The 23,995-nt window shown below is 72.0% G+C and carries 20 protein-coding genes; 15 read left to right on the top strand and 5 right to left on the bottom strand.

The genetic code is table 11. The features are described 5' to 3' along the window. The first annotated feature begins 274 nt into the window (after window positions 1-274). A complete protein-coding gene (gene sucC / locus ACWV17_RS16650; RefSeq protein ID WP_455352515.1) occupies window positions 275-1,453 on the top strand; it encodes an ADP-forming succinate--CoA ligase subunit beta in 1,179 nt (392 codons plus the stop codon). Window positions 1,454-1,473: 20 nt separating this feature from the next. Continuing rightward, complete coding sequence (gene sucD, locus ACWV17_RS16645) at window positions 1,474-2,385, top strand: succinate--CoA ligase subunit alpha (RefSeq protein WP_455360337.1); 912 nt, start codon at window positions 1,474-1,476, stop codon at window positions 2,383-2,385. A 337-nt stretch (window positions 2,386-2,722) separates the two neighbouring features. On the opposite strand, the gene ACWV17_RS16640 is transcribed toward sucD, so the two are convergent. Continuing rightward, the gene (locus tag ACWV17_RS16640) at window positions 2,723-3,919 is read right to left on the bottom strand and encodes a helix-turn-helix domain-containing protein (protein WP_455360336.1); all 1,197 of its coding nucleotides are present in this window, start codon (window positions 3,917-3,919) and stop codon (window positions 2,723-2,725) included. A gap of 128 nt (window positions 3,920-4,047) precedes the next feature. Here ACWV17_RS16640 and ACWV17_RS16635 point away from each other — a divergent pair, with 128 nt between their 5' ends. Beyond that, entirely contained in the window at window positions 4,048-5,715 is a 1,668-nt protein-coding gene (locus ACWV17_RS16635; RefSeq protein ID WP_455360335.1) for a cell division protein PerM, read from the top strand. Here ACWV17_RS16635 and ACWV17_RS16630 read toward each other — a convergent pair. Beyond that, window positions 5,705-6,511 carry a hypothetical protein gene (locus ACWV17_RS16630; RefSeq protein WP_455360334.1) on the bottom strand — a complete coding sequence of 269 codons (807 nt, stop codon included), beginning with the start codon at window positions 6,509-6,511 and terminating at the stop codon, window positions 5,705-5,707. The genes ACWV17_RS16635 and ACWV17_RS16630 overlap by 11 nt on opposite strands. Before the next feature lie 217 nt (window positions 6,512-6,728). Between ACWV17_RS16630 and purN the strand changes: the two genes are divergently transcribed. Together purN and purH are read left to right on the top strand one after the other, a co-directional pair. Further along, entirely contained in the window at window positions 6,729-7,364 is a 636-nt protein-coding gene (gene purN, locus ACWV17_RS16625; RefSeq protein WP_455352519.1) for a phosphoribosylglycinamide formyltransferase, read from the top strand. Beyond that, a complete protein-coding gene (purH, locus tag ACWV17_RS16620) occupies window positions 7,361-8,926 on the top strand; it encodes a bifunctional phosphoribosylaminoimidazolecarboxamide formyltransferase/IMP cyclohydrolase (RefSeq protein ID WP_455360333.1) in 1,566 nt (521 codons plus the stop codon). Before purN ends, purH begins: the two co-directional genes overlap by 4 nt. Before the next feature lie 81 nt (window positions 8,927-9,007). Here purH and ACWV17_RS16615 read toward each other — a convergent pair whose 3' ends face one another. Next, the gene (locus ACWV17_RS16615) at window positions 9,008-9,628 is read right to left on the bottom strand and encodes an RDD family protein (protein ID WP_455360332.1); all 621 of its coding nucleotides are present in this window, start codon (window positions 9,626-9,628) and stop codon (window positions 9,008-9,010) included. Window positions 9,629-9,893: 265 nt separating this feature from the next. On the opposite strand from ACWV17_RS16615, the gene ACWV17_RS16610 reads away from it, so the two are divergent. The 10 genes from ACWV17_RS16610 to ACWV17_RS16565 all read left to right on the top strand — a co-directional run bounded on the left by ACWV17_RS16610 (window position 9,894) and on the right by ACWV17_RS16565 (window position 22,639). Next, window positions 9,894-10,757 (top strand): bifunctional methylenetetrahydrofolate dehydrogenase/methenyltetrahydrofolate cyclohydrolase, encoded by an 864-nt coding sequence (locus tag ACWV17_RS16610; protein WP_455352522.1) that lies wholly within the window; start codon window positions 9,894-9,896, stop codon window positions 10,755-10,757. Window positions 10,758-10,792: 35 nt separating this feature from the next. Further along, on the top strand, window positions 10,793-11,386 hold the full coding sequence (locus ACWV17_RS16605; RefSeq protein WP_455360331.1) for a DUF3017 domain-containing protein: 594 nt from the start codon (window positions 10,793-10,795) through the stop codon (window positions 11,384-11,386). A 155-nt stretch (window positions 11,387-11,541) separates the two neighbouring features. Then, window positions 11,542-12,762, top strand: a complete 1,221-nt coding sequence (locus ACWV17_RS16600; protein ID WP_455360330.1) for an NADP-dependent isocitrate dehydrogenase — start codon at window positions 11,542-11,544, stop codon at window positions 12,760-12,762. Between the two features lie 311 nt (window positions 12,763-13,073). After that, window positions 13,074-14,129 carry a helix-turn-helix domain-containing protein gene (locus ACWV17_RS16595; RefSeq protein ID WP_455360329.1) on the top strand — a complete coding sequence of 352 codons (1,056 nt, stop codon included), beginning with the start codon at window positions 13,074-13,076 and terminating at the stop codon, window positions 14,127-14,129. Window positions 14,130-14,322: 193 nt separating this feature from the next. After that, window positions 14,323-15,312 (top strand): malate dehydrogenase, encoded by a 990-nt coding sequence (locus ACWV17_RS16590; RefSeq protein ID WP_455360328.1) that lies wholly within the window; start codon window positions 14,323-14,325, stop codon window positions 15,310-15,312. Between the two features lie 181 nt (window positions 15,313-15,493). Continuing rightward, window positions 15,494-16,996, top strand: a complete 1,503-nt coding sequence (locus ACWV17_RS16585; protein ID WP_455360327.1) for an aldehyde dehydrogenase family protein — start codon at window positions 15,494-15,496, stop codon at window positions 16,994-16,996. 30 nt (window positions 16,997-17,026) lie between these two features. Continuing rightward, complete coding sequence (locus ACWV17_RS16580; protein WP_455360326.1) at window positions 17,027-18,613, top strand: GMC family oxidoreductase; 1,587 nt, start codon at window positions 17,027-17,029, stop codon at window positions 18,611-18,613. Beyond that, window positions 18,610-19,674 (top strand): quaternary amine ABC transporter ATP-binding protein, encoded by a 1,065-nt coding sequence (locus ACWV17_RS16575; RefSeq protein WP_455360325.1) that lies wholly within the window; start codon window positions 18,610-18,612, stop codon window positions 19,672-19,674. The genes ACWV17_RS16580 and ACWV17_RS16575 overlap by 4 nt, the downstream gene beginning before the upstream one ends. Continuing rightward, a complete protein-coding gene (locus ACWV17_RS16570) occupies window positions 19,671-21,668 on the top strand; it encodes an ABC transporter permease subunit (RefSeq protein ID WP_455360324.1) in 1,998 nt (665 codons plus the stop codon). Before ACWV17_RS16575 ends, ACWV17_RS16570 begins: the two co-directional genes overlap by 4 nt. Further along, window positions 21,665-22,639: an ABC transporter substrate-binding protein gene (locus ACWV17_RS16565; protein WP_455360323.1), complete on the top strand. Its 975-nt coding sequence runs from the start codon at window positions 21,665-21,667 to the stop codon at window positions 22,637-22,639. The genes ACWV17_RS16570 and ACWV17_RS16565 overlap by 4 nt, the downstream gene beginning before the upstream one ends. 63 nt (window positions 22,640-22,702) lie before the next feature. On the opposite strand, the gene ACWV17_RS16560 is transcribed toward ACWV17_RS16565, so the two are convergent. Both ACWV17_RS16560 and ACWV17_RS16555 read right to left on the bottom strand, forming a co-directional pair. Further along, entirely contained in the window at window positions 22,703-23,452 is a 750-nt protein-coding gene (locus ACWV17_RS16560; RefSeq protein ID WP_455360322.1) for an isocitrate lyase/PEP mutase family protein, read from the bottom strand. Beyond that, the gene (locus ACWV17_RS16555) at window positions 23,449-23,949 is read right to left on the bottom strand and encodes a carboxymuconolactone decarboxylase family protein (protein ID WP_455360321.1); all 501 of its coding nucleotides are present in this window, start codon (window positions 23,947-23,949) and stop codon (window positions 23,449-23,451) included. The genes ACWV17_RS16560 and ACWV17_RS16555 overlap by 4 nt, the downstream gene beginning before the upstream one ends. Window positions 23,950-23,995 lie beyond the last annotated feature (46 nt).

Below are 23,995 nucleotides of genomic sequence, written 5' to 3'. Positions count from 1 at the left end.
GCGGCCCCCACGGCGGTGGGGGCCGCCCGGCCCCGTGCTCGCCCTCCGTGTCCGCCACCGGCGCGGTCTGTGACAGGTATCACCGCTCCGGTGTGATCTGCGATTTAGGGACCTGTGGTTCACGGGGATAACCTGCGAGACGGACATGCCGCGCTCCCGGACACCGTGTGCGCCTCCCCTGTGACAGCGCAGTCACGTTGCCCTTTGCGGCACGCCCACGCAGATTACGAACCGCGATCACTGCGAATCTTAAGAAGACAAGGGACGGACGCGCGTGGACCTGTTCGAGTACCAGGCGAGGGACCTCTTCGCCAAGCACGGTGTACCGGTGCTGGCCGGTGAAGTCATCGACACGCCTGAGGCGGCGCGCGAGGTGACCGAGCGTCTGGGCGGCCGGTCGGTCGTCAAGGCGCAGGTGAAGGTCGGCGGCCGCGGCAAGGCCGGTGGCGTGAAGCTCGCCTCCGACCCGGCTGACGCGGTCGAGAAGGCCGGTCAGATCCTGGGCATGGACATCAAGGGCCACACGGTCCACAAGGTGATGCTCGCGGAGACCGCTCCGGAGATCGCCGAGGAGTACTACGTCTCGTACCTCCTCGACCGCACCAACCGCACCTTCCTGGCCATGGCGTCGGTGGAGGGCGGCATGGACATCGAGGAAGTCGCGGCCACCAAGCCCGAGGCCCTGGCGAAGATCCCGGTCGACGCCAATGAGGGCGTCACCGCGGAGAAGGCCGCCGAGATCGTCGCCGCCGCGAAGTTCCCGGCCGACGTTGCCGACCAGATCGCCGAGATTCTCCAGACTCTGTGGAAGACCTTCATCGCCGAGGACGCGCTCCTCGTCGAGGTCAACCCGCTCGCGAAGGTCGCCGACGGCCGCGTCATCGCGCTCGACGGCAAGGTCTCGCTCGACGAGAACGCGGACTTCCGCCAGCCCGAGCACGAGGCCCTCGAGGACAAGGCAGCAGCCAACCCGCTCGAGGCTGCTGCGAAGGCCAAGAACCTCAACTACGTCAAGCTCGACGGTGAGGTCGGCATCATCGGCAACGGCGCGGGTCTCGTCATGAGCACCCTCGACGTCGTCGCGTACGCCGGTGAGGCGCACGGCGGCGTGAAGCCCGCCAACTTCCTCGACATCGGTGGCGGTGCCTCCGCCGAGGTCATGGCGAACGGTCTCGAGATCATCCTCGGCGACCCGGACGTCAAGTCCGTCTTCGTCAACGTCTTCGGTGGCATCACCGCGTGCGACGAGGTCGCCAACGGCATCGTCCAGGCCCTGGAGCTGCTCAAGACCAAGGGCGAGGACGTCACCAAGCCGCTGGTCGTGCGCCTCGACGGCAACAACGCGGAGCTGGGTCGCCGGATCCTGTCCGACGCCAACCACCCGCTCGTTCAGCGCGTGGACACCATGGACGGCGCGGCCGACAAGGCCGCTGAGCTCGCGGCTGCGAAGTAAGGGCAGAGGACACCAACACCATGGCTATCTTCCTCACCAAGGACAGCAAGGTCATCGTCCAGGGGATGACCGGTGCCACCGGCATGAAGCACACCAAGCTCATGCTGGGTGACGGCACCAACATCGTCGGCGGCGTGAACCCGCGCAAGGCGGGCACGTCGGTCGACTTCGACGTCCTGTCGGAGACGGGCGAATCGACCACAGTCGAGGTGCCGGTCTTCGGCTCCGTCGCCGAGGCGATGGAGAAGACCGGGGCCGACGTCTCCGTCCTCTTCGTGCCGCCGGCGTTCGCGAAGGCCGCCGTCATCGAGGCGATCGACGCCGAGATCGGGCTGGCCGTCGTCATCACCGAGGGCATCGCGGTGCACGACTCCGCCGCGTTCTGGGCGTACGCCACCGCCAAGGGCAACAAGACCCGGATCATCGGCCCGAACTGCCCCGGTCTGATCACGCCGGGCCAGTCCAACGCCGGCATCATCCCGGGCGACATCACCAAGCCCGGCCGCATCGGTCTGGTGTCGAAGTCCGGCACGCTGACCTACCAGATGATGTACGAGCTCCGTGACATCGGCTTCTCCTCGGCCGTCGGTATCGGTGGCGACCCGGTCATCGGTACGACGCACATCGATGCGCTGGCCGCGTTCGAGGCCGACCCGGAGACCGAGCTGATCGTGATGATCGGTGAGATCGGCGGCGACGCGGAGGAGCGGGCCGCGGACTTCATCGCGAAGAACGTGACCAAGCCGGTCGTCGGCTACGTCGCGGGCTTCACGGCTCCCGAGGGCAAGACGATGGGTCACGCCGGCGCCATCGTGTCCGGCTCTTCTGGCACCGCACAGGCCAAGAAGGAGGCCCTGGAGGCCGCGGGCGTCAAGGTCGGCAAGACGCCGACCGAGACGGCCAAGCTGGCGCGCGAGATCCTCGGCGCGTAACGCTAGGGCGCTGGCCGCCAGGTAACCGCGTTGTGGGCCCGCACCCCTGGGGGTGCGGGCCCACACGCGTCGGGGCCCACATGCGTCGGGGCCCACATGCGTCGGGGCCCACATGCGTCGGGGCCCACATGCGTCGGGGCCCACACGCGTTTGCGGCCCGCGCGCGTCGGGGCCCACACGCGTCGGGGCCCACACCCCTGGGGGGGTGCGGGCCCGCACGCGTTCGCGGTCCGCACGCGTTGCGGGCCCGCGCGCGTTTGCGGCCCGCACGCGTTGGGCCCGCACGCGTTTGCTGTCTGGGCGTTCGTGGACCGCACGTGTGCCGCGGCTGGGTGGGTCAGTGTGGTTGCGGGACCAGGCGTTCCGGTCCGTTGGCCGGTTCCGCCTGGAGCTTCTTGCGCAGTGCCTTGTCCTGCGGGGTCAGCGGCTGCGGGCCCATGTGCGGGGGCACGCCGGGGACGGCCTCACCCGGGGGCTGCGGCGGTTCGTACCGCGTCGGCGCGGTGGCCAGCGCGAGCAGCGTCGCCGCCAGAAGCGCGGTCGTGAGCCCGATCGCCGCCCGCGTCCACAGCTGTGTCCGGTGCTCGCCGGTCGTCCGCACGTGGCGGGCGGGCGGTGGTACGAGCGGTGCGACCGGGGTGAGCTCGGTCAGCCGGGTGTGCAGGACCGACGACTGCTCGGCGGCGGAGGCCGCCGCTCCCACCTCGGGCAGCCGCTCCGCGACCACGGCCCGCGCGTTCAGCAGCCGGCTCGCCGCCGCGGGAGTGCTCGCCTCGGTCTCCGCCGCCGTCTCGGGCAGGTCGAGCCCCACGCCGTCGTACAGCAGGAGGGTGCGGCGGTGCATGGGCGACAGCTCCAGCAGCGCGTCCAGCAGCGCGCGGTCCTCGGCCCTGGCCGGTGGCCGGTCGGGCTCCCTGTGCGCGCGGCGCAGCCGGTGCCAGGGGGAGAGCGCGTACTCGTACGCCGCCGCGCGCACCCATCCGGCCGGGTCCGGGTCGGTGGCGACCTCCGGCCAGCGCTGCCAGGCCTGCTGAAACGCCCGCTCGACGGCCTCGAGCGCGAGCGCGCGCCGGCCGGTGAGCAGGTACGCCTGCCGGACGAGGGCGGGCGCGGCGTTCGCGTACAGCGCGTCGAACGCCTCCGCGGGGCTCGGCGCGTGGGCCGCCGCCGGCACGGGGCGGGGTGGGGCGGTGGCGCCGGCAGCTGCGCCGCCCCAGGCCGGGCGGTCCGACGGCGACGCTGGTGGCGCTGCCCAGCCCGCCTCCGGGGCCGGCGGGCGGGGCGTCGCCGCCGGCCCGGTCGCGGCGCCGGCTTCCAGTTCCGCGCGGATGGTGGCCAGCAGCTTCGCGTACGCCTGGCGCTTGCGCCCGCGTGGGGCGGACCGTCCCGCCTCCCAGGCCCGTACCGTCGCGGCGGTGACCCCGACCGCCTCCGCCACCTCCTCGCAGCTCATCGCCTTCGCCTCACGCAGGCTGCGGCGCTCCTTGGGGGTGGGCAGCGGCATGCCGGACGCGGACCTGGTGCTCTGTGTCATGACGGACTCCATGACGGACTCCGCACAGCACGACGCCGGGCGAAAAAGTACATAAACGTATATTGAGCGACACAGCGGTCATTCGCCTGTTACATGGATAAACCGCGTGTCGTTGGGACCATTGCGGCGTGACTCAAGTGACCGAACGACGCCCGCCGTTGTCGTCGATGCCGCCCTCCGCGCACGCCCGCGCCTCGGCGACCGTCGCCTGCGCGCTCGGCGGCGCGATCGCCGCCGGACTCGGATTCGGCGTGCTCGCCGTCCTGGTCATCGTGCTGTGGATCAGTTCGCCGTACCCGGACAGCGGCCCCGCCGGGGCCATGCACGTCGCCGCCGGGCTGTGGCTGCTGGCGCACGGTACGGAACTGGTCCGGGCCGACACCCTGTCCGGCGTGCCCGCGCCGGTCGGACTGACGCCGCTGCTGCTCGTCGCCCTGCCGGTGGCGCTCGTCCACCGCGCCGCACGGCACTCGCTCGACCCCGGCGAGGAGCCGGACACCCCCGACGGCGCGCCGCTCATCGCCTCGCTGCTCGCCGCGTCGACGCCCGTGGTCACGCCCCGCATCGCGTTCTTCGGGGTGGCGGGCGGCTATCTGCTGGTCGGCGCCGCCATCGCGGTCTACGCGGCGGGCGGCCCGCTGCCCGCCGCCCCGCTGAGTGCCCTGTTCCATGTGCCGCTCGTTGTGGCCGGGGCAGCCGCCGCCGGCGTGTGGACGGCGCGCGGGTACCCGCGCGGTCCGCTCCCGGCGTGGGTGCCCAGCGGCGTACAGAAGACCGTCGCGCGCCCCCGGTTCACCGTCGCACTCCGGGCCGGGGCGGCGGGCGTCCTGGCGCTGCTCGGTGGCGGCGCGCTGCTGACCGCCGTCTCCCTGGTCTGGCACGCGGGCGCGGCCCAGGACGCGTTCCTCCAGCTCACCGGCGTGTGGTCGGGCCGGTTCGCGGTCCTGCTGCTGGCGCTCGCGCTGGTCCCGAACGCCGCCGTGTGGGGGGCCGCCTACGGGCTCGGTCCCGGCTTCGCCCTCGGTACGTCGGCCACCGCCGCCCCGCTCGCCCTGGTCGGCACCCCTGCCCTGCCCCATTTCCCGCTGCTCGCCGCGCTGCCGGCCGAGGGGCCCGGGACGCCGCTGCACTGGTCCGCGGGGGCCGTGCCGGTGGCAGCGGGCATCGCGGTGGCCTGGTTCACCGTACGTACGGCCGCCCCCGCCTTCGCGGTACGGGAGGAGGCCTGGAACTGCCGGGCCACCGCGCTGGTGGCGGCCGGCGGGTCGGTGGTGTGCGCGCTGGCGGCGGCCGTACTGGCGGCGGCGTCCGGCGGCCCGCTGGGCACCGGCCGGCTGGCGGACTTCGGGCCGGTCTGGTGGCAGACGGGCGCGGCGGCGCTGGCCTGGACGCTGGTCCTGAGCGTCCCCCTGTCGCTGGTCCTGCGCGCGTGGCGGCTGCGCGACGGTATGCCGTACGCCTGGCGGCGGACGGTGGGACCGGAGCAGGCCGGCGATCCGGCTCCCGTCGCCCCGGCGAAAGACCCGCGCCCGGCGAAGGACCCGCGCCACCGGGACGTCAAGGCCGACGGCAGGTCCGAGGGGTACGACTTCCTGCCCCCCAGCGGCCCGGCGGCGGATCCGGACACCGGCTCCTGGCACTCCACCCGCGCACGCGAGGTGCGGTGGGCGGCGATCAGGGCGGCGTCTGGCGGGCTGATGCCCGAGCTGCCGCAGGACCGCGACCAGCTGCCGGGGGAGGAGGGCCCGGAACCGGCCGAGCCACCGAGAGACGGCGAGAGCGGGGCTACGGCTTGACGCCGATGACCTTCTCCACCAGTTCCGGCAGCATGTCGTTGCACTTGAGCTGCGACGTCTTGGTCAGCGCGTCCTGCGTGCAGGCGTAGAAGTCGCGGTACACCAGCTGCGTGGTGTACATCCCGGCCACTATCACCAGCGCGAGCGACGCCGTGACCAGACCGCTGACCGCAGCCGTCCGCTGCGGCTTGGCGTTGCCGCCGCTGCCGCCCGCACCACGGCCGGCGGCCCCGGCCGGCGGCGCGGCGGCGTCCGGGGCCGGCACCCGCGGCTCGGCGCGCAGGGAACTGATGCCCCAGTAGAGGGCGAGCGCCCCCAGCAGCAGAGCGATCGCGGGCTGGCCGAACAGCGTGAAGAAGAAGGCCCACATGCCCGACAGCAGCGCGTACCGGGCGCGCCGCTGGGCCGGGTCGGTCGGGTCCCAGCGCATCCCGCCGCCGGCACCGCCCTGGCCGTCTTCCTGCCCGCCACCGGGCTTGCGGCCGAATTCGCCGCCCCCGCTGCCGGGCTGACGGTTGCTCCAGCGGCCACCCCACGGCGAGGGCCGCGAGTCGTCGCCGTCGCGGCCGTCCCCGCTCTCGCCGCCCTCACCCTCGCCGTTCGCCGGGCGTCGCGGCTGCCAGGGCCGGTCCGGACTGCCCTCGGGCGGCGGGGCGAAGGGGTTGTCGTCCCCGTCCGGCGCCGACGGAGGGGTGGGGGACTGGCGTTCCCGCAGCAGCATCGATGAGCCGCGCTCCGCGACGAGGGTGTCGGACAGCGGGAGGCGGAGAGTCGTGCGGCGGCGTCGGTCCGGCATCAGGTGAGCGTCTTCCCCTTGTGTCGTCTGTTCCCCGTACGGGGGAACGGATCCTTCCCAGACGCTACCCCGCGGCCTTCCCCCCGTCCCGTGGGGGCCGCTCGGTGTGCCGGTATCGTTGCTGACGGTCGAGCGCTTCGTAGAGTTCCCCGTATCCCGGGGCCGGAAGCTTTCGTATGACCGTACAAACGGCAGCACCGCGAGAAAGGGCCCCGCTGTGGCCTCCCCTCCCTCCCGTCCGGGAGCCAAGCGCCTTGTGGTGCTGGTGTCCGGGTCCGGTACCAACCTCCAGGCTCTGCTCGACGCCATCGCCGCCGATCCGGCGGGGTACGGGGCCGAGATCGTGGCCGTCGGCGCCGACCGCGCGGGCATCGCCGGGCTGGAGCGGGCGGAACGCGCCGGGCTGCCGACCTTCGTGTGCCCGGTGAAGGCGTACGGCTCGCGCGAGGAGTGGGACGCGGCGCTGGCCGCCGCCACGGCCGCGTACGAACCGGACCTGGTGGTGTCGGCCGGCTTTATGAAGATCGTGGGCAAGGAGTTCCTCGCCCGCTTCGGCGGGCGGTTCGTGAACACCCACCCCGCCCTGCTGCCGAGCTTCCCGGGCGCCCACGGCGTGCGTGACGCGCTCGCGTACGGCGCGAAGGTCACCGGCTGCACCGTCCACTTCGTCGACGACGGCGTCGACACGGGCCCGGTGATCGCCCAGGGTGTGGTCGAGATCCGGGACGAGGACGACGAAACCGCGCTCCATGAGCGCATCAAGGAAGTCGAGCGCAGGCTGCTCGTCGATGTCGTGGGGCGTCTGGCCCGGCACGGCTACCGCATTGAGGGACGAAAGGTAACAATCCAGTGACCGCCGAAGGTACCCAGCGGCCCATCCGCCGCGCACTGGTCAGCGTCTACGACAAGACGGGGCTGGAAGACCTGGCCCGTGGACTGCACGAGGCGGGCGTCACGCTGGTCTCGACCGGCTCCACGGCCTCGAAGATCGCCGCGGCCGGGGTGCCGGTCACCAAGGTCGAGGAGCTCACCGGTTTCCCCGAGTGCCTGGACGGCCGGGTCAAGACCCTGCACCCGCGCGTGCACGCCGGCATCCTCGCCGACCTGCGGCTCGACTCGCACCGCGAGCAGCTGGCGGAGCTGGGCGTGGAGCCCTTCGACCTGGTGGTCGTCAACCTCTACCCCTTCCGGGAGACCGTCGCCTCCGGCGCCACCCCCGACGAGTGCGTCGAGCAGATCGACATCGGCGGCCCCTCGATGGTCCGCGCCGCCGCCAAGAACCACCCGTCCGTCGCGGTCGTCACCAGCCCCGAGCGGTACGCGGACGTGCTCACGGCGGTCCGGGGCGGCGGCTTCGACCTGCCGGCCCGTAAGCGCCTGGCGGCGGAGGCCTTCCAGCACACGGCCGCGTACGACGTCGCCGTCGCCTCCTGGTTCACCGGCTCGTACGCCCCGGAGGAGGGCACGCCCCTCCCCGAGTTCCTGGCCGGCGCGTGGGAGCGCAAGGCCACCCTCCGGTACGGCGAGAACCCCCACCAGGGCGCCGCGCTCTACACCGACGGGCAGCCGGGCGGGCTGGCCAACGCCGAGCAGCTGCACGGCAAGGAGATGTCCTTCAACAACTACGTGGACACCGAGGCCGCGCGCCGTGCCGCCTTCGACCACGACGAGCCGTGCGTCGCGATCATCAAGCACGCCAACCCGTGCGGCATCGCGGTCGCCGCGGACGTCGCCGAGGCGCACCGCAAGGCGCACGCCTGCGACCCGCTGTCGGCGTTCGGCGGCGTCATCGCCGTCAACCGCCCGGTGAGCGTGGCGATGGCCGAGCAGGTCGCGGAGATCTTCACCGAGGTCATCGCCGCCCCGGCGTACGAGGACGGGGCCGTGGAGATCCTGGCCCGGAAGAAGAACATCCGGGTCCTGAAGGTCGACGGCACCCCGCTGCAGTCCGGTGACCTCAAGCCGATCTCCGGGGGCGCGCTGCTCCAGGAGTCGGATGCCTTCCAGGCGGAGGGCGACGACCCCGCCAACTGGACGCTCGCCACCGGTGAGGCGCTCTCCCCGGCGGAGCTCGCCGAGCTGGCCTTCGCGTGGAAGGCCTGCCGTGCCGTGAAGTCCAACGCGATCCTGCTGGCCAAGGACGGCGCGTCCGTCGGCGTCGGCATGGGACAGGTCAACCGGGTCGACTCCGCGAAGCTCGCGGTCGAGCGCGCGGGCGAGGAGCGGGCGCGGGGGGCGTACGCCGCGTCCGACGCGTTCTTCCCGTTCCCCGACGGCCTGGAGATCCTGCTGGAGGCGGGCATCAAGGCCGTGGTGCAGCCGGGCGGTTCGGTCCGCGACGAGCAGGTGGTGGAGGCCGCGAAGAAGGCGGGCGCGACGATGTACTTCACCGGTACGCGGCATTTCTTTCATTAGGCACGGTTTCCACTGATCGTGGTAACGCGAAGGCCGCGCTCCCCGAAAGGGGGCGCGGCCTTCGCGCGTACGGGGGTCAGGTCACTGGGACTTGACGACCACCGAGGAGCAGACCTTGTCCGCGAACGTCTGCTTCTTCGCGTCCCACAGCGGCCACAGCCAGCCGAGGTAGCAGGCGAGGCTGTCCAGGAAGTGGGCGAGACGGCGGACGAACGCCATGCCGACGCCGAGCGGCTGGCCGTCGGCCTCGCGCAGCAGTCGGATGCCCATGGCCTTCTTGCCGATCGTCTGACCGGTCTTGCCCTCCTGGATCAGCTGCCAGATCATCACGCCGATCAGGCCGAGGCCGCCGATGACCGACAGGATCATGCCCACGGAGTCGCCGATGCTGCCGCCGATGAGGACCAGGACGTACGGAACCATGTAGATGAGGCCGTCGATCAGGGTGCCGGCGAACCGCAGGCCCCAGTGCGCGAACTCGGGCATCCCGCCGTACGGGGCGCCGGCCTGCTGCGGGTACGCGCCGTACGGCTGGGCCGGCTGCGCGGGCTGCTGGGGGTAGCCGTAACCCTGCTGGGGCACGCCCTGCGGGGCCTGCTGCGGGTATCCGTAGCCGGGCTGGCCCTGGGGCTGGCCATACGGGTTGGGCTGACCCTGCGGGGGCTGCTGCCCGTACGGGTTGTTCGGGTCGCCGAAGCTCATGGGGAGGTTCCTCCGTTGGACGTGCGGGGACGGCGCGGTCCGCGCGGAGGAAAATATGGAACTAAGCGGTCCGCCCCCCGGCACTGCCCGCGGCATGCGCGGATCATCGTTGTAGGACTGTCCTCTTTTTGTCCAGTCGGTATCGCCAGGTGTTGTGCAAGTGCAACCTCTTCGACGGGCTGACGGAGGGGTGCGCGGGTGGGGTCGCGGTCCGGCCGCGCGGCCGGATTGGAACCTGGGCGGGTGCATCCGCGAGGATGGGTGCATGACCGCCCAGATTCTCGATGGCAAGGCCACCGCAGCCGCGATCAAGTCCGACCTGACCGCCCGTGTGGCGGCCCTGAAGGCGCAGGGGGTCACCCCGGGCCTGGGGACCCTGCTGGTCGGGGACGACCCCGGCAGCCGCTGGTACGTCAACGGCAAGCACCGCGACTGCGCCGAGGTCGGCCTCGCCTCGATCCAGCGCGAACTGCCCGGCACCGCCACCCAGGAGGAGATCGAGGCGGTCGTACGCGAGCTGAACGAGAACCCGGAGTGCACGGGGTACATCGTCCAACTCCCGCTGCCCAAGGGCATCGACACCAACCGGGTCCTGGAGCTGATGGATCCGGCCAAGGACGCGGACGGGCTGCACCCGATGAGCCTCGGCCGGCTGGTGCTGAACGAGACCGGGCCGCTGCCGTGCACCCCGTACGGCATCGTGCAGTTGCTCCGGCACCACGGGGTCGAGATCAACGGGGCGCATGTCGTGGTCGTCGGCCGCGGTATCACCATCGGCCGGCCGATGCCGCTCGTGCTGACCCGCAAGTCCGAGAACGCGACGGTGACGCAGTGCCACACGGGTACGCGCGATCTGTCCGCGCAGCTCAGGCGCGCCGACATCATCGTCGCCGCGGCCGGTGTCCCGCACCTGGTCAAGCCGGAGGATGTCAAGCCGGGGGCCGCCGTCCTCGACGTCGGTGTCAGCCGGGACGAGAACGGCAAGATCGTCGGAGACGTGCACCCCGGGGTGACCGAGGTGGCCGGCTGGGTCGCGCCGAACCCGGGCGGGGTCGGCCCGATGACGCGGGCGCAGCTGCTGGTCAACGTCGTCGAAGCGGCCGAGCGGGCGGCTCGGGCCGGCAGCTGACCCACAGGAACCACAGCGGGCGGAGAGGGCGAGACATGGCGGCAGAAGCGCACCAGGAAGACGACGCGGCCACGCGCCCCGAAACCCCTGCCCCGGCCCCGGAGCCCGGACCGGACACCGGGCCCGGGCGTGAGCCCCGGGCTGCGGGCGAGGACGTCGCCGGGCCGGCCGGTGCGGCGGAGGATGCCGGGCCCGTCGTGCCCGGGGCCGTCAGTGCTCCGGGGGCCGACGGGGTGGCCGGGCGGGTCTCGCGGCGGTTTCCCTCCGTCACCCGCGACACCGCCCGCCCCGAGGGCGGCGGCCGGGCCGCGCCCGGTGACGCGCCCGCCCCGGCGCGCCAGTGGCCGCTGCTCGCCGTGCTCGGCGCCACCGCCGCAGGGCTGCTCGTCACCGCCCTCGGCCATGCCCGCATCGGCTGCCTGGTCATCGGCCTCGCGCTGATCGGCGGTGCCGTACTGCGCCGCGTGCTGCCCTCGGTGGGCATGCTCGCCGTGCGTTCCCGCTTCACGGACATGGTCACGTACGGACTGCTCGGCGTCGCCATCACGCTGCTGGCCCTCGTGGCGCAGCCCGACCCCTGGCTGGAGCTGCCGTTCCTCGAGGAAGCCGTCCGCTTCACGATCCGATAGCGGGATCTCCTTCGCGGGATCTCCTTCGCGGGATCTCCTCAGTGGGATCCCGCCCCGACATGACCCTCGCAGAAGCTGTCGGATTCTCACGACGTCAAGTATCTTGATGACGAGATAAATCGGCGCAGTCGTGATGCGAGAGGGATGTTCACCTGATGGCCAAGATCAAGGTAGCCAACCCCGTCGTCGAGCTCGACGGGGACGAGATGACCCGCATCATCTGGTCCTTCATCAAGGACAAGCTGATCCTTCCGTACCTCGATGTCGAGCTGAAGTACTTCGACCTGGGCATGGAGAACCGTGACGCCACCAACGACCAGGTGACGGTCGACGCCGCCCACGCCATCCAGCGGTACGGCGTCGGCGTCAAGTGCGCCACGATCACACCGGACGAGGCGCGCGTCGAGGAGTTCAAGCTCAAGGCGATGTACCGCTCGCCGAACGGCACCATCCGCAACATCCTCGGCGGCGTGATCTTCCGCGAGCCGATCATCATCGAGAACGTGCCGCGCCTCATCCCCGGCTGGACCAGGCCGATCGTCGTCGGCCGGCACGCCTTCGGCGACCAGTACCGCGCCACCGACCTGAGGGTCCCGGGTCCCGGCACCCTCACCATGACGTACACCCCGAAGGACGGCTCCGAGCCGGTCGAGCTGGAGGTCCACGAGTTCCCGGGGGCCGGCGTCGCGCTGTCCATGTACAACCACGACGAGTCGATCCGCGACTTCGCGCGCGCCTCGTTCCGTTACGGCCTGGCCCGCGACTTCCCGGTGTACATGTCCACGAAGAACACGATCCTCAAGAAGTACGACGGCCGCTTCAAGGACCTCTTCCAGGAGATCTTCGACGCCGAGTTCAAGGCGGACTTCGAGAAGGCCGGCCTCACCTACGAGCACCGTCTCATCGACGACATGGTCGCCTCGGCCCTGAAGTGGGAGGGCGGCTACGTCTGGGCGTGCAAGAACTACGACGGCGACGTCCAGTCCGACATCGTCGCGCAGGGCTTCGGCTCGCTCGGCCTGATGACCTCGGTCCTGATGTCCCCCGACGGCAGGACCGTCGAGGCCGAGGCGGCCCACGGCACGGTCACCCGCCACTACCGCCGGCACCAGCAGGGCAAGGCGACCTCCACCAACCCGCTCGCCTCGATCTTCGCCTGGACCCGGGGTCTCGCCCACCGCGGCAGGCTGGACGGCTCCCCCGAGGTCACCGGCTTCGCCGAGACGCTGGAACAGGTCTGCGTCGAGACCGTCGAGAGCGGCCGGATGACCAAGGACCTCGCGCTGCTCATCTCGAAGGACGCTCCGTGGCTGACCACGGAGCAGTTCCTGGACGCGCTGGACACCAACCTGCGGAAGAGGACGGCCTCCGCCTGACCGTCCGCCGCGGCACTGTCCCGCCTGCGGTCCCGCCCGTCCGACTCCTGCTTGGAGCGGGCGGGCGGCGGCGTGCCCGCGGGGTGGGACACTGGTTGCGGCTGGTCCTGTCCCCCGGACAGGACCTCCGGGACATCCGGCGCGCGAGGGGGCGCATCGATGTCCCGAATGCCCCCGTGCGCCCCGGCCCCAGGAACTGACATCCTGGCCCGGCGCATCTCTCTGGTCAGCCAGCTGGTCAGCCAGGAGAAGGGCGCGGGGGGCACAGCAGGGCGCAATATCGGCACGTACGGGGGGACAAGGGGGGAAGCATGCCTCGTTGGAGGGAGCTACCGGAGGAACTCGACCCGCAGGTCAGGGAGTTTGCCAGCCAGCTGCGCAGGCTCGTCGACCGCAGCGGGCTGAGTATCGCCGCGGTGGCGGACCGGACCGGCTACAGCAAGACGTCCTGGGAGCGGTATCTGGGCGGCCGGCTGCTCGCGCCCAAGGGCGCGGTCGTCGCGCTGGCCGAGGTGACCGGCACGAATCCGAATCACCTCACCACCATGTGGGAGCTCGCGGAGCGTGCCTGGAGCCGGTCCGAGATGCGGCACGACATGACCATGGAGGCGATCCGGATCTCCCAGGCGCGGGCCGCGCTCGGCGAGTTCGGATCGGCCGGCAGGCCTGCGGGCGCCAAGAACGGCCGGGCGGGTACGGGCGGCCGCGCCACCCCGCCGCGGACCGGCTCGGGCGCACCCGCGGGCGCACCCACGGGCGGCCCGTCCGGCGCCGGCGGCAGTGCTGCCGGGCGCGGTTCCGCCGCCGCGCCGCAGGGGCCCGGCGGCCAGGACCGGTCCGTACGCCGCCGGGAGCCGGCGCCCGGCAAGCCGAAGCGCAAGGCGACCATGTTCCTCGCGGGCCTGGTCGGCGCGCTGCTGGTGATCGCGGCCGCCGTGCTCTTCACCGACCTCGGCGGCACCGCCGACGACGGCAAGGCGGCCGGGAAGCCGGCGGTCACCCCCACCACGAGCACGCCCGCGCTGCCCGCCGGCGTGAAGTGCAAGGGCGGCGACTGCACCGGCAAGGACCCGGAGGTCATGGGCTGCGGCGGCACGCTGGCCACGACCACGGCCAGGGCCACGGTCGGCACCGCTCTGGTCGAGGTGCGCTACAGCAAGACGTGCGCCGCGGCATGGGCCCGCATCACCCAGGCCGCGGTCGGCGACACGGTGCAGATAACGTCCGGCGGCTCGGGCGCGCAGAACGGCACGGTGAACGCCGACAAGGACGCGTACACGCCCATGACGGCGGCCGCCGAGGCCACCGACGCCAAGGCGTGCGCGACCCTGACGACCGGTGTGAAGGGGTGCACCGAGCAGGAGTGAGGGACGCGCCGGCCGGCGGGGCACGCCGGGTGGGACACGGGTGCGCGCGTTCCACCCCGGGCGGGGCCGGGAGTGCGCGCCGTCCCGGGTCCGATAGCCTGACCGCTGGAGGTCTCTTCACGTCAAGATTCGTGGGAGGCGTCCAGCACCCGGGGCAGGGAGCCCCACCGCCAGCTGTCTTACGGAGATCGCCATGACCCGCACTCCCGTGAATGTCACCGTCACCGGCGCGGCCGGCCAGATCGGCTACGCGCTGCTCTTCCGCATCGCCTCCGGCCACCTGCTCGGCGCGGATGTGCCGGTCCGGCTCCGTCTGCTCGAGATCCCGCAGGGTCTCAAGGCCGCCGAGGGCACCGCCATGGAGCTCGACGACTGCGCCTTCCCGCTGCTGCAGGGCATCGACATCACCGACGACCCGAACGTCGCCTTCGACGGCGCGAACGTGGCCCTCCTGGTCGGCGCCCGCCCGCGTACGAAGGGCATGGAGCGCGGCGACCTCCTCTCCGCCAACGGCGGCATCTTCAAGCCGCAGGGCAAGGCCATCAACGACCACGCCGCGGACGACATCAAGGTCCTCGTCGTCGGCAACCCGGCCAACACCAACGCGCTCATCGCGCAGGCCGCGGCCCCGGACGTGCCCGCCGGGCGCTTCACCGCGATGACCCGCCTGGACCACAACCGCGCGATCTCGCAGCTCGCGCAGAAGACCGGTGTGGCGGTCTCCGAGATCAAGCGCCTCACCATCTGGGGCAACCACTCGGCCACCCAGTACCCGGACGTCTTCCACGCCGAGATCGCCGGCAAGAACGCCGCCGAGGTCGTGAACGACGAGGCCTGGCTCGCCGACACCTTCATCCCGACCGTCGCCAAGCGCGGTGCGGCGATCATCGAGGCCCGTGGCGCGTCCTCGGCCGCCTCGGCCGCCAACGCCGCGATCGACCACGTGCACACCTGGGTCAACGGCACCGCCGCGGGCGACTGGACCTCGATGGGTATCCCGTCGGACGGCTCGTACGGCGTGCCCGAGGGCATCATCTCCTCCTTCCCGGTCACCACGAAGGACGGGAAGTACGAGATCGTGCAGGGCCTGGAGATCAACGACTTCTCCCGCGCCCGCATCGACGCCTCCGTCAAGGAGCTCGAGGAGGAGCGCGACGCGGTCCGCGAGCTCGGCCTGATCTGAGGTCATACGTCCGGAACGTCCCCCGCGGCCACGGCTGCCGGGGGACGTTTCGCTTTCCCCCTCAGTGACACATGACACGTTCGGCCACTGATTGCGCATGCATCCCCGACTTCGGGGGAGGGGTCCCGTTCTCCGGTCAGAACCGGTCGGAAACGCAACGGGAACGGAAGGCAATCGGGACGTGTCGGCACAACAGACCATTCATGCGGGCGGCGTATGGCGCGCCGCCGCCTCCGGTGCCACCCGGGAGATACTCGACCCCGCCGACGGCAGGCCGTTCGCGGTCGTCGCCGAAGGGTCGGCCGAGGACGTGGACACCGCGGTCTCCGCCGCGCGCGAGGCCTTCGACGCGGGCGAGTGGCCCCGTACACCGGTCGCCGAACGGGCGGCCCTGCTGCGGCGGGTGGCCGACCTCCTCCAGCGCGACCGCGAGGAACTCGGGCTGCTGGAGAGCCGGGACGCCGGCAAGACGCTCGAAGAGGGCCGCGTCGACGTCGACTGCGTGACCGATGCCTTCCGTTACTTCGCCGACCTCGTGATGAACGAGAGCGGCGGACGGGTCGTGGACGCCGGCTCGGAGCAGATCCACAGCGTGGTGGTGCACGAGCCCGTCGGGGTCTGCGCGCTGATCACCCCCTGGAACTATCCACTGCTCCAGGCGAGTTGGAAGATTGCCCCGGCGCTGGCCGCGGGCAATACTTTTGTGCTCAAGCCGAGTGAGATCACCCCGCTGACGACGATCGCGCTGATCGGACTGCTCGCTGAGGCCGGACTGCCGGCCGGCGTCGCCAACCTGGTCACGGGCGCCGGGGATCCGGTGGGCGCACGGATGGCCGAGCACCCGGACGTCGACCTGGTCTCGTTCACCGGCGGCCTGGCCAGCGGCACCAAGGTGATGCGGGCCGCCGCCGCCGGCGTGAAGAAGGTCGCCCTGGAGCTCGGCGGCAAGAACCCCAACGTCGTCTTCGCGGACGCCTGCGCGACGGACCAGGGCTTCGACACGGCCGTCGACCAGGCGCTGAACGCCGCGTTCATCCACAGCGGCCAGGTCTGCTCCGCCGGTTCCCGGCTCATCATCGAGGAGTCCGTACGCGACCGCTTCGTCGCGGAGCTGGCCCGCCGGGCCGGCCGGATCCGGCTCGGCCGGGGCACCGCGAAGGGCGTCGAGTGCGGCCCCCTCGTCTCCGCGCAGCAGCTCGCCAGGACCGAGGCGTACGTCGCCTCCGCGCTGGACGACGGTGCGGTCCTGCGGACCGGCGGGGTGCGCCCCGAACCCTCCGAGGAGCGCCCCGAGGGCGGCTACTTCTACGCGCCCACCGTGCTGGACCTGTGCCACGGCGACATGCGGGTCGTACGGGAGGAGGTCTTCGGGCCGGTCCTGACCGTGGAGACCTTCCACACCGAGGACGAGGCCGTCGCCCTCGCCAACGACACCGAGTACGGGCTCGCAGGCGCGGTGTGGACCGCCGACGCCGGCCGTGCGCGGCGCGTCGCCGGGCGGCTCCGGCACGGGACCGTGTGGATCAACGACTTCCACCCGTACCTGCCGCAGGCCGAATGGGGCGGGTTCGGGAAGTCCGGCATCGGGCGTGAGCTGGGGCCGAGCGGGCTCGCCGAGTACCGCGAGGCCAAGCACATCTACCAGAACCTCGACCCGCGCCCGGTGCGCTGGTTCGCGGGCTGACCACCCGCACGCCGGCAGGGAGCCGTACGTATGCAGGAACGCAAGAGACCGGAGGGTCAGCACTTCATGGCCGAATACGACTATGTCGTCGTCGGGGGCGGTACGGCGGGGTCCGTCATCGCATCCCGGCTCACCGAGGATCCCGGTGTCCGGGTCGCCGTCATCGAGGGCGGGCCCTCCGACGTCGACCGCCCGGAGGTCCTGACGCTGCGGCGCTGGATGGGGCTGCTGGGCGGCGACCTGGACTACGACTACCCCACCACCGAGCAGCCACGCGGCAATTCGCACATCCGGCACAGCCGGGCCCGCGTGCTCGGCGGCTGCTCCTCGCACAACACGCTGATCGCGTTCCGGCCGCTGCCGTCCGACTGGGACGAATGGGCCGCCGCCGGGGCCGAGGGCTGGGACGCCGCGGCCATGGACCCGTACTTCGACCGGCTGCTCAACAACATCGTCCCGGTCGACGAGAAGGACCGGAACCCCATCGCCCGCGACTTCGTCGACGCGGCGCAGGCGGCGCTCGGCGTGCCGCGCGTGGAGGGGTTCAACCGTGCGCCCTTCCACGAGGGGACCGGCTTCTTCGACCTCGCGTACCACCCCGAGGACAACAAGCGCTCCAGCGCCTCGGTCGCCTACCTCCACCCCTTCCTGGACCGGCCCAACCTGCACATCGCGCTGGAGACCTGGGCGTACCGGCTGGAGTTCGACGGTGCCGGTGCCGGCGCGCGGGCGACCGGGGTGCGAGTGCGGACCAGGGACGGCGAGGAGCTGCTGATCGAAGCCGCCCGCGAAGTCGTGGTGTGCGCGGGGGCGGTGGACACCCCGCGGCTGCTGCTGCACTCCGGCATCGGCCCGAAGGCGGAACTCGACGCGCTCGGCATACCGGTCGTGCACGATCTGCCGGGCGTGGGCGAGAACCTGCTCGACCACCCCGAGTCGGTCATCGTCTGGGAGACGGACGGGCCGATCCCCGAGAACTCGGCGATGGACAGCGACGCCGGACTCTTCGTGCGGCGCGACCCGCACAGCGCCGGGCCGGACCTGATGTTCCACTTCTACCAGATCCCCTTCACCGACAACCCGGAGCGGCTGGGGTACGAACGGCCCGCGCACGGGGTGTCGATGACCCCCAACATCCCCAAGCCGCGCAGCCGCGGCCGGCTGTACCTGACCAGCGCCGATCCCGCCGTCAAGCCGGCGCTGGACTTCCGCTACTTCACCGACCCGGACGACTACGACGGCCGCACGCTCGTCGACGGCATCCGCATCGCCCGCGAGATCGCGGCGACCCAGCCGCTCGCCGGCTGGCTGAAGCGCGAGGTCTGTCCCGGCCCCGAGGTGACCTCCGACGAGGCGCTGAGCGAGTACGCGCGCAAGGTCGCGCACACCGTGTACCACCCCGCGGGGACCTGCCGCATGGGTTCTTCCACCGATGAACTCGCCGTAGTATCCCCGGACTTGAGGGTCCGGGGTCTCGACGGCATCCGTATCGCCGACGCGTCCGTCTTCCCGACGATGCCCGCGGTGAACCCGATGATCGGCGTGCTGATGGTTGGGGAGAAATGCGCGGAACTGCTGTCCGCAGGCCGCCCGACCGATGGAGGTGACCCGCGATGACCCAGGAACCCGCTGCCACGGCCCCCGTCTTCGCCGTCCGCAATCTGTGGAAGGTCTTCGGGCCCAAGGCGGACCGCGTCCCGGGCAACCCGGAGTTCGCCGACCTCTCCGCCGAGGAGCTGCGCGGCCGTACCCGGTGCACGGCCGCCGTCCGCGACGTCTCTTTCGACGTCCGCAAGGGCGAGGTCTTCGTCGTCATGGGCCTGTCCGGCTCCGGCAAGTCCACGCTCGTACGCACCCTGACCCGGCTCGTCGAACCCACCGCCGGTTCGATCGCCATCGACGGCGAGGACGTGCTGTCGATGGACCGGGCGCGTCTGCGTGAGCTGCGCAGACACCGTGCCGCGATGGTCTTCCAGCACTTCGGGCTGCTGCCGCACCGGTCGGTCGTCGACAACGTCGCGTACGGCCTGCAGATCCAGGGCGTCGGCAAGGCGGAACGCCGGGCACGGGCCGCGGAGATGGTCGCGAAGGTGGGGCTCGCGGGGCTGGAGGACCGCCGCCCCGGACAGCTCTCGGGCGGCCAGCAGCAGCGTGTCGGGCTCGCCCGCGCGCTCGCCGTCGACCCCGAGGTGCTGCTCTTCGACGAGCCGTTCAGCGCGCTCGATCCGCTGATCCGGCGGGACATGCAGGAGGAGGTGATCCGGCTGCACCGGGAGGAGGGCCGCACGATGGTCTTCATCACCCACGACCTGAACGAGGCGCTGCGTCTCGGCGACCGGATCGCACTGATGCGGGACGGGCGGATCGTGCAGCTCGGCACGCCCGAGGAGATCGTGGGCGCGCCGGCCGACGACTACGTACGGGACTTCGTCCGCGACGTACCGCGCGAGCAGGTGCTCACCGCCCGTACGGCGATGCGCCGGCCGGCCGACGGCGAGGCCGACGCGGGCCCGGCGATCGCCCCGGACGCGACCTGCGTCGAGGCGATCGAGGCGGTGGCCCGCTCGGGCGGCCCGGTCCGGGTCGTCGACAACGGCCGCTGTGTCGGCGTGGTCGACCACGAGGGGCTCCTCGCGGTGGTGGCGGGTCTGCCCACGGACAGGGCGGTAGCGGCGTGACCGCCGCCGTCCCGGCCTCCGTTCCCGCGGCCAAGGCCGCGCCCGGCGGGGTGTCCGCGCGGCTTCGGCGGCCCCTCGTGCGGAAGTTGCTCGTGCTCGCCGTCGCCGCTCTTGTGCTCGTGCCCCTCGGGGCCGGTCTGTGGGGCGGCGGGAGCTGGCCCGGGGCGCTGAGTGTGGACGTGTCCGGGCCCCTCGACGACGTCAACCGGTGGGTCGTCGACAACCGCGAGACGCATCCGCTGTTCCTGTACTTCCTGCTGCACCTGTCGAACACCGCCACCGACGCCGTCGACGCCGTGTACCAGCTCCTCGACGCGCTCGGCTGGGCCGGCGTCACCGTCGCCGCCGTGCTGGCCGGCTGGCGGGCCGGCGGCCTGCGCGTCGCGGGCACCGCGCTCGGCGCGTTCGCCGTGTGCGGCCTGCTCGGGATGTGGGACCCGACCCTCGTCACCATCGCCCTGATGGTCGTCGCCGTCGCCGTCTCCGCGCTGCTCGGCGTCGCGCTCGGCCTCGCCGCCGGGCTGTCCGACCGGGTCGACCGGGCACTGCGGCCGGTCCTCGACACCATGCAGGTACTGCCGGCGTTCGCGTACCTCCTGCCGTTCGTGCTGGTCTTCGGCACCGGCACGCCCGCCGCGCTCTTCTGCACGGTCATCTACGCCGCCCCGCCCATGGCCCGGCTCACCGCCCTCGGGCTGCGCGGCGCCGACCCCGCCGCGCTGGAGGCATCGGCCTCCCTCGGCGCGAGCGGGATGCAGCGGCTGTGGACGGCCCGGCTGCCGCTGGCCCGCAAGGAGATGCTGCTCGGCCTCAACCAGACGATCATGATGGCCCTGTCGATGGTGGTCATCGCCGCCCTCGTCGGCGCCGGCGGCCTCGGCGAAGAGGTCTACGAGGCGCTGTCGACCGTCGACGTCGGCGGCGCGCTCGCCGCGGGCATCCCGATCGTGCTGATCGCCGTCTGGCTGGACCGGACCACCGCCGCTGCCGGCGACCGGATCGGTGCCGGCGTCCCGGACGAGGGCGCCGGGCGGCTGCCGTGGCTGCGCGGATGGCTGCACGGGTGGCGCGGCTGGGGGCTGGTCGCCGTCGCGACCGGCTGCGCGGCCGCCGTCCGCTCCGGCACCTGGCCGGAGAAGTGGACGTACGAGATCTCCACCCCCGTCAACACCGCCCAGGACTGGATCACCGCCAACCTCGCCTCCGGCGTCCCCGTGCTCGGCGGCACCGAGGTGTGGTCGGAGAACTTCACCGCCTGGCTGCTCAACCCGCTGCGCGACGGCCTGGAGTGGCTGCCCTGGTGGTCACTCCTGCTGCTGGTGGCCGCTCTCGCCTGGCTGGTGGGCACCTGGCGTACCGCGCTCACCGCCACCCTCGCCCTGGCCGCGGTCGGCGTGCTCGGCGTGTGGACGGTCTCCCTCGACACCCTCTCCCAGGTGATCGCGGCCGTCGCGCTCACCCTCCTCGCCGGGGTCGCGATCGGCGTACTCGCCGCCCGTGCCGGCTGGGTCGAGCGGTGCCTGCGGCCCGTCCTGGACGTACTCCAGACCATGCCGCAGTTCGTGTATCTCATCCCGGTCGTCGCGCTGTTCGGCGTCACCAGGGTCTCGGCGATCATCGCCGCGGTCGTGTACGCGCTGCCCGCCGTCGTCCGGATCACCACCCAGGGCGTCAGGGAGGTCGACCCGGCCGCACTGGAGGCCGCCCGCTCGATGGGCGCCGGAACCCGGCAGCAACTCCTCCAGGTGCAGCTGCCGCTGGCCCGCCCCGCGCTGCTGCTCGCCGTCAACCAGGGTGTCGTGCTCGTCCTCGCGATGGTCATCATCGGCGGCCTGGTCGGCGGCGGCGCCCTCGGCTACGACGTCGTCAAGGGCCTCTCCAAGGGCGAACTGGGCCTCGGCCTGACCGCGGGCGCGGCGATCGTCTGCCTCGGCCTGGTACTGGACCGCGTCACCCAGCCCGCCGCCCGTACCCGTAAGGACAACCACTCATGAGAAGAGACCTGTTCACGATGCGCCGAAGTCACCAGCTCACCGCCGCCCTCTCCGCCCTCGGCATCCTCGCGCTGAGCGCGTGCGGCGCCGCCGACACCGGCAAGAAGGACGACGTCGGCGGCGACAGAACGGTCCGGCTGACCGTTCCCTCGTGGGTCGGCGCCGAGGCCAACGTCGCCGTGGCGAAACACCTCCTGGAGAAGGAGCTCGGCTACAAGGTCAAGACCCAGCAGATGGGCGAGGTCCTGGCCTGGGACGCGCTCGCCAAGGGCGACATCGACGCGATCCTGGAGGACTGGGGCCACCCCAAGCAGGAGAAGAACTACGTCGAGGACAAGAAGACCGTCGTGGGCGGCGGCGACCTCGGTGTCACCGGGCACATCGGCTGGTTCGTGCCGAAGTACTGGGCCGACAAGAACCCCGATGTCACCGACTGGAAGAACCTCAACAAGTACGCCGACGACCTGCGGACCGGGGAGAGCGGCGGCAAGGGACAGCTGCTGGAGGGCTCGCCCGACTACGTCACCCACGACGACGCGATCATCAGCAACCTCAAGCTGAACCTGAAGACGAAGTACGCCGGCTCCGAGGCCGCCCAGATCACCGAGATCAAGAAGAACGCCGAGGCCAAGAAGCCCTTCCTGACCTACTGGTGGACTCCGCAGTGGCTGAACGCGCAGGTCGAGATGGTGGAGGTGAAGCTGCCCGAGTACAAGGAGGGCTGTGACGCCGACCCGAAGAAGGTCGCCTGTGCCTACCCGCACACGCCGCTGCAGAAGTTCTTCAACGCGGACTTCGCGAAGGACGGCGGGGAGGCCGCTCAGTTCCTGAAGAACTTCAAGTGGACCACCGAGCAGCAGAACGAGGTCGCGCTGATGATCGCGGGGGAGAAGCTGTCGCCCGAGGCCGCGGCCGAGAAGTGGGTCAAGGCGAACGAGCCGACCTGGAAGGCGTGGCTGCCCAAGAAGTAGCCGGCTGTACGACGGGGAGCGGGCCGGCATGCCCGCTCCCCGCAGCCGCAGGTCCTGTACGGCTTAGGGCCTGTCCCGCGGCGGCAGCAGATCCCGTGCGATCTGCTGTACCGCCGCCATCGCCCGGCGCTGAAGCCCGGGGCCGAACGTGATCCGGGCGGCGCCCAGTTCGCCGAGACGGCGCGGCGCCGGAAAGTCCGGGTGTGCGACCGCGTTGAGCGGGACCGGGACCGCGGCCGCCAGCTCCGGGAGCAGCTCGGGCGGCGCCATGATCGGGTAGATGCAGTCGGCTCCCGCCGCGGCGTACAGCCGGGCGCGCTCGATGGCCGGACCGGCCTCCGGCACCCCCCGGAGGAACGTGTCCACCCGCGCGTTGACGAACAGCCGGTCGCCGGCCTCCGCCCGTACCTCGGCCAGCCAGTCCGCGTGCCGGTGCGGGTCCTTCAGGACGCCGTCCGAGGAGTCCTCCAGGTTGCAGCCCACCGCACCGGTGTCGAGGATGCGGGCGACGAGCTCCTTGGGGGCGAGGCCGTAGCCGTCCTCGACATCGGCCGACACCGGGACGGAGACGGACCGCACGATCCGCGCCACCGCCGCGAACATCTCGTCCGCGGGCGTCGAGCCGTCCTCGTACCCGAGGGACGCCGCGACCCCCGCACTGGGGGTCGCGAGCGCCGGGAACCCGGCGTCGGCGAAGACCCGCGCGCTGGCCGCGTCCCAGGGGCCGGGCAGGATCAGCGGATCGGCGGCCCGGCGGCCGTGATGGAGCGCGCGGAACGCGGCGACGGCCCCGCCACCGGGTGCCGTGGTCACTTGTAGGCGCCGGGCGTGTAGTGGCCCGGGACCATACGGGTGGACACCGCGAAGCGGTTCCAGGCGTTGATGACGGTGATGGCCGCGATCAGCTGGGCCAGCTCGGCTTCGTCGAAGGACTTGGCGGCCCGCTCGTACACCTCGTCCGGCACGAAGCCGTCGGTGAGGACGGTGACCGCCTCGGTGAGCTCGATCGCCGCGATCTCCTTCTCGGTGTAGAAGTGCCGCGACTCCTCCCACGCGCTGAGCTGGACCACGCGCTCGACCGTCTCGCCCGCCGCGAAGGCGTCCTTGGTGTGCATGTCGAGGCAGAACGCGCAGTGGTTGAGCTGCGAGGTGCGGATCTTCACCAGTTCCAGGAGGGCCGGGGCGAGGGGCCCCTTCCTGGCCGCCGCATCGAGGCCGATCATGGCCTTGTAGACCTCGGGAGCGTGCTTCGCCCACTGGAGCCGGGGGGTGTGCTCGGGTGCGTACGCGGTGTTCTCGTTCGTCGTCATGGAGATCACGTTACGGGGTAAGTCACCCACGGGTATGGTCCACTTC

It is taken from the genome of Streptomyces mabaensis (assembly GCF_053763515.1).
The sequence above is the reverse complement of the archived record's forward strand: the minus strand, read 5'-3'. Positions and strand labels throughout refer to the sequence as shown.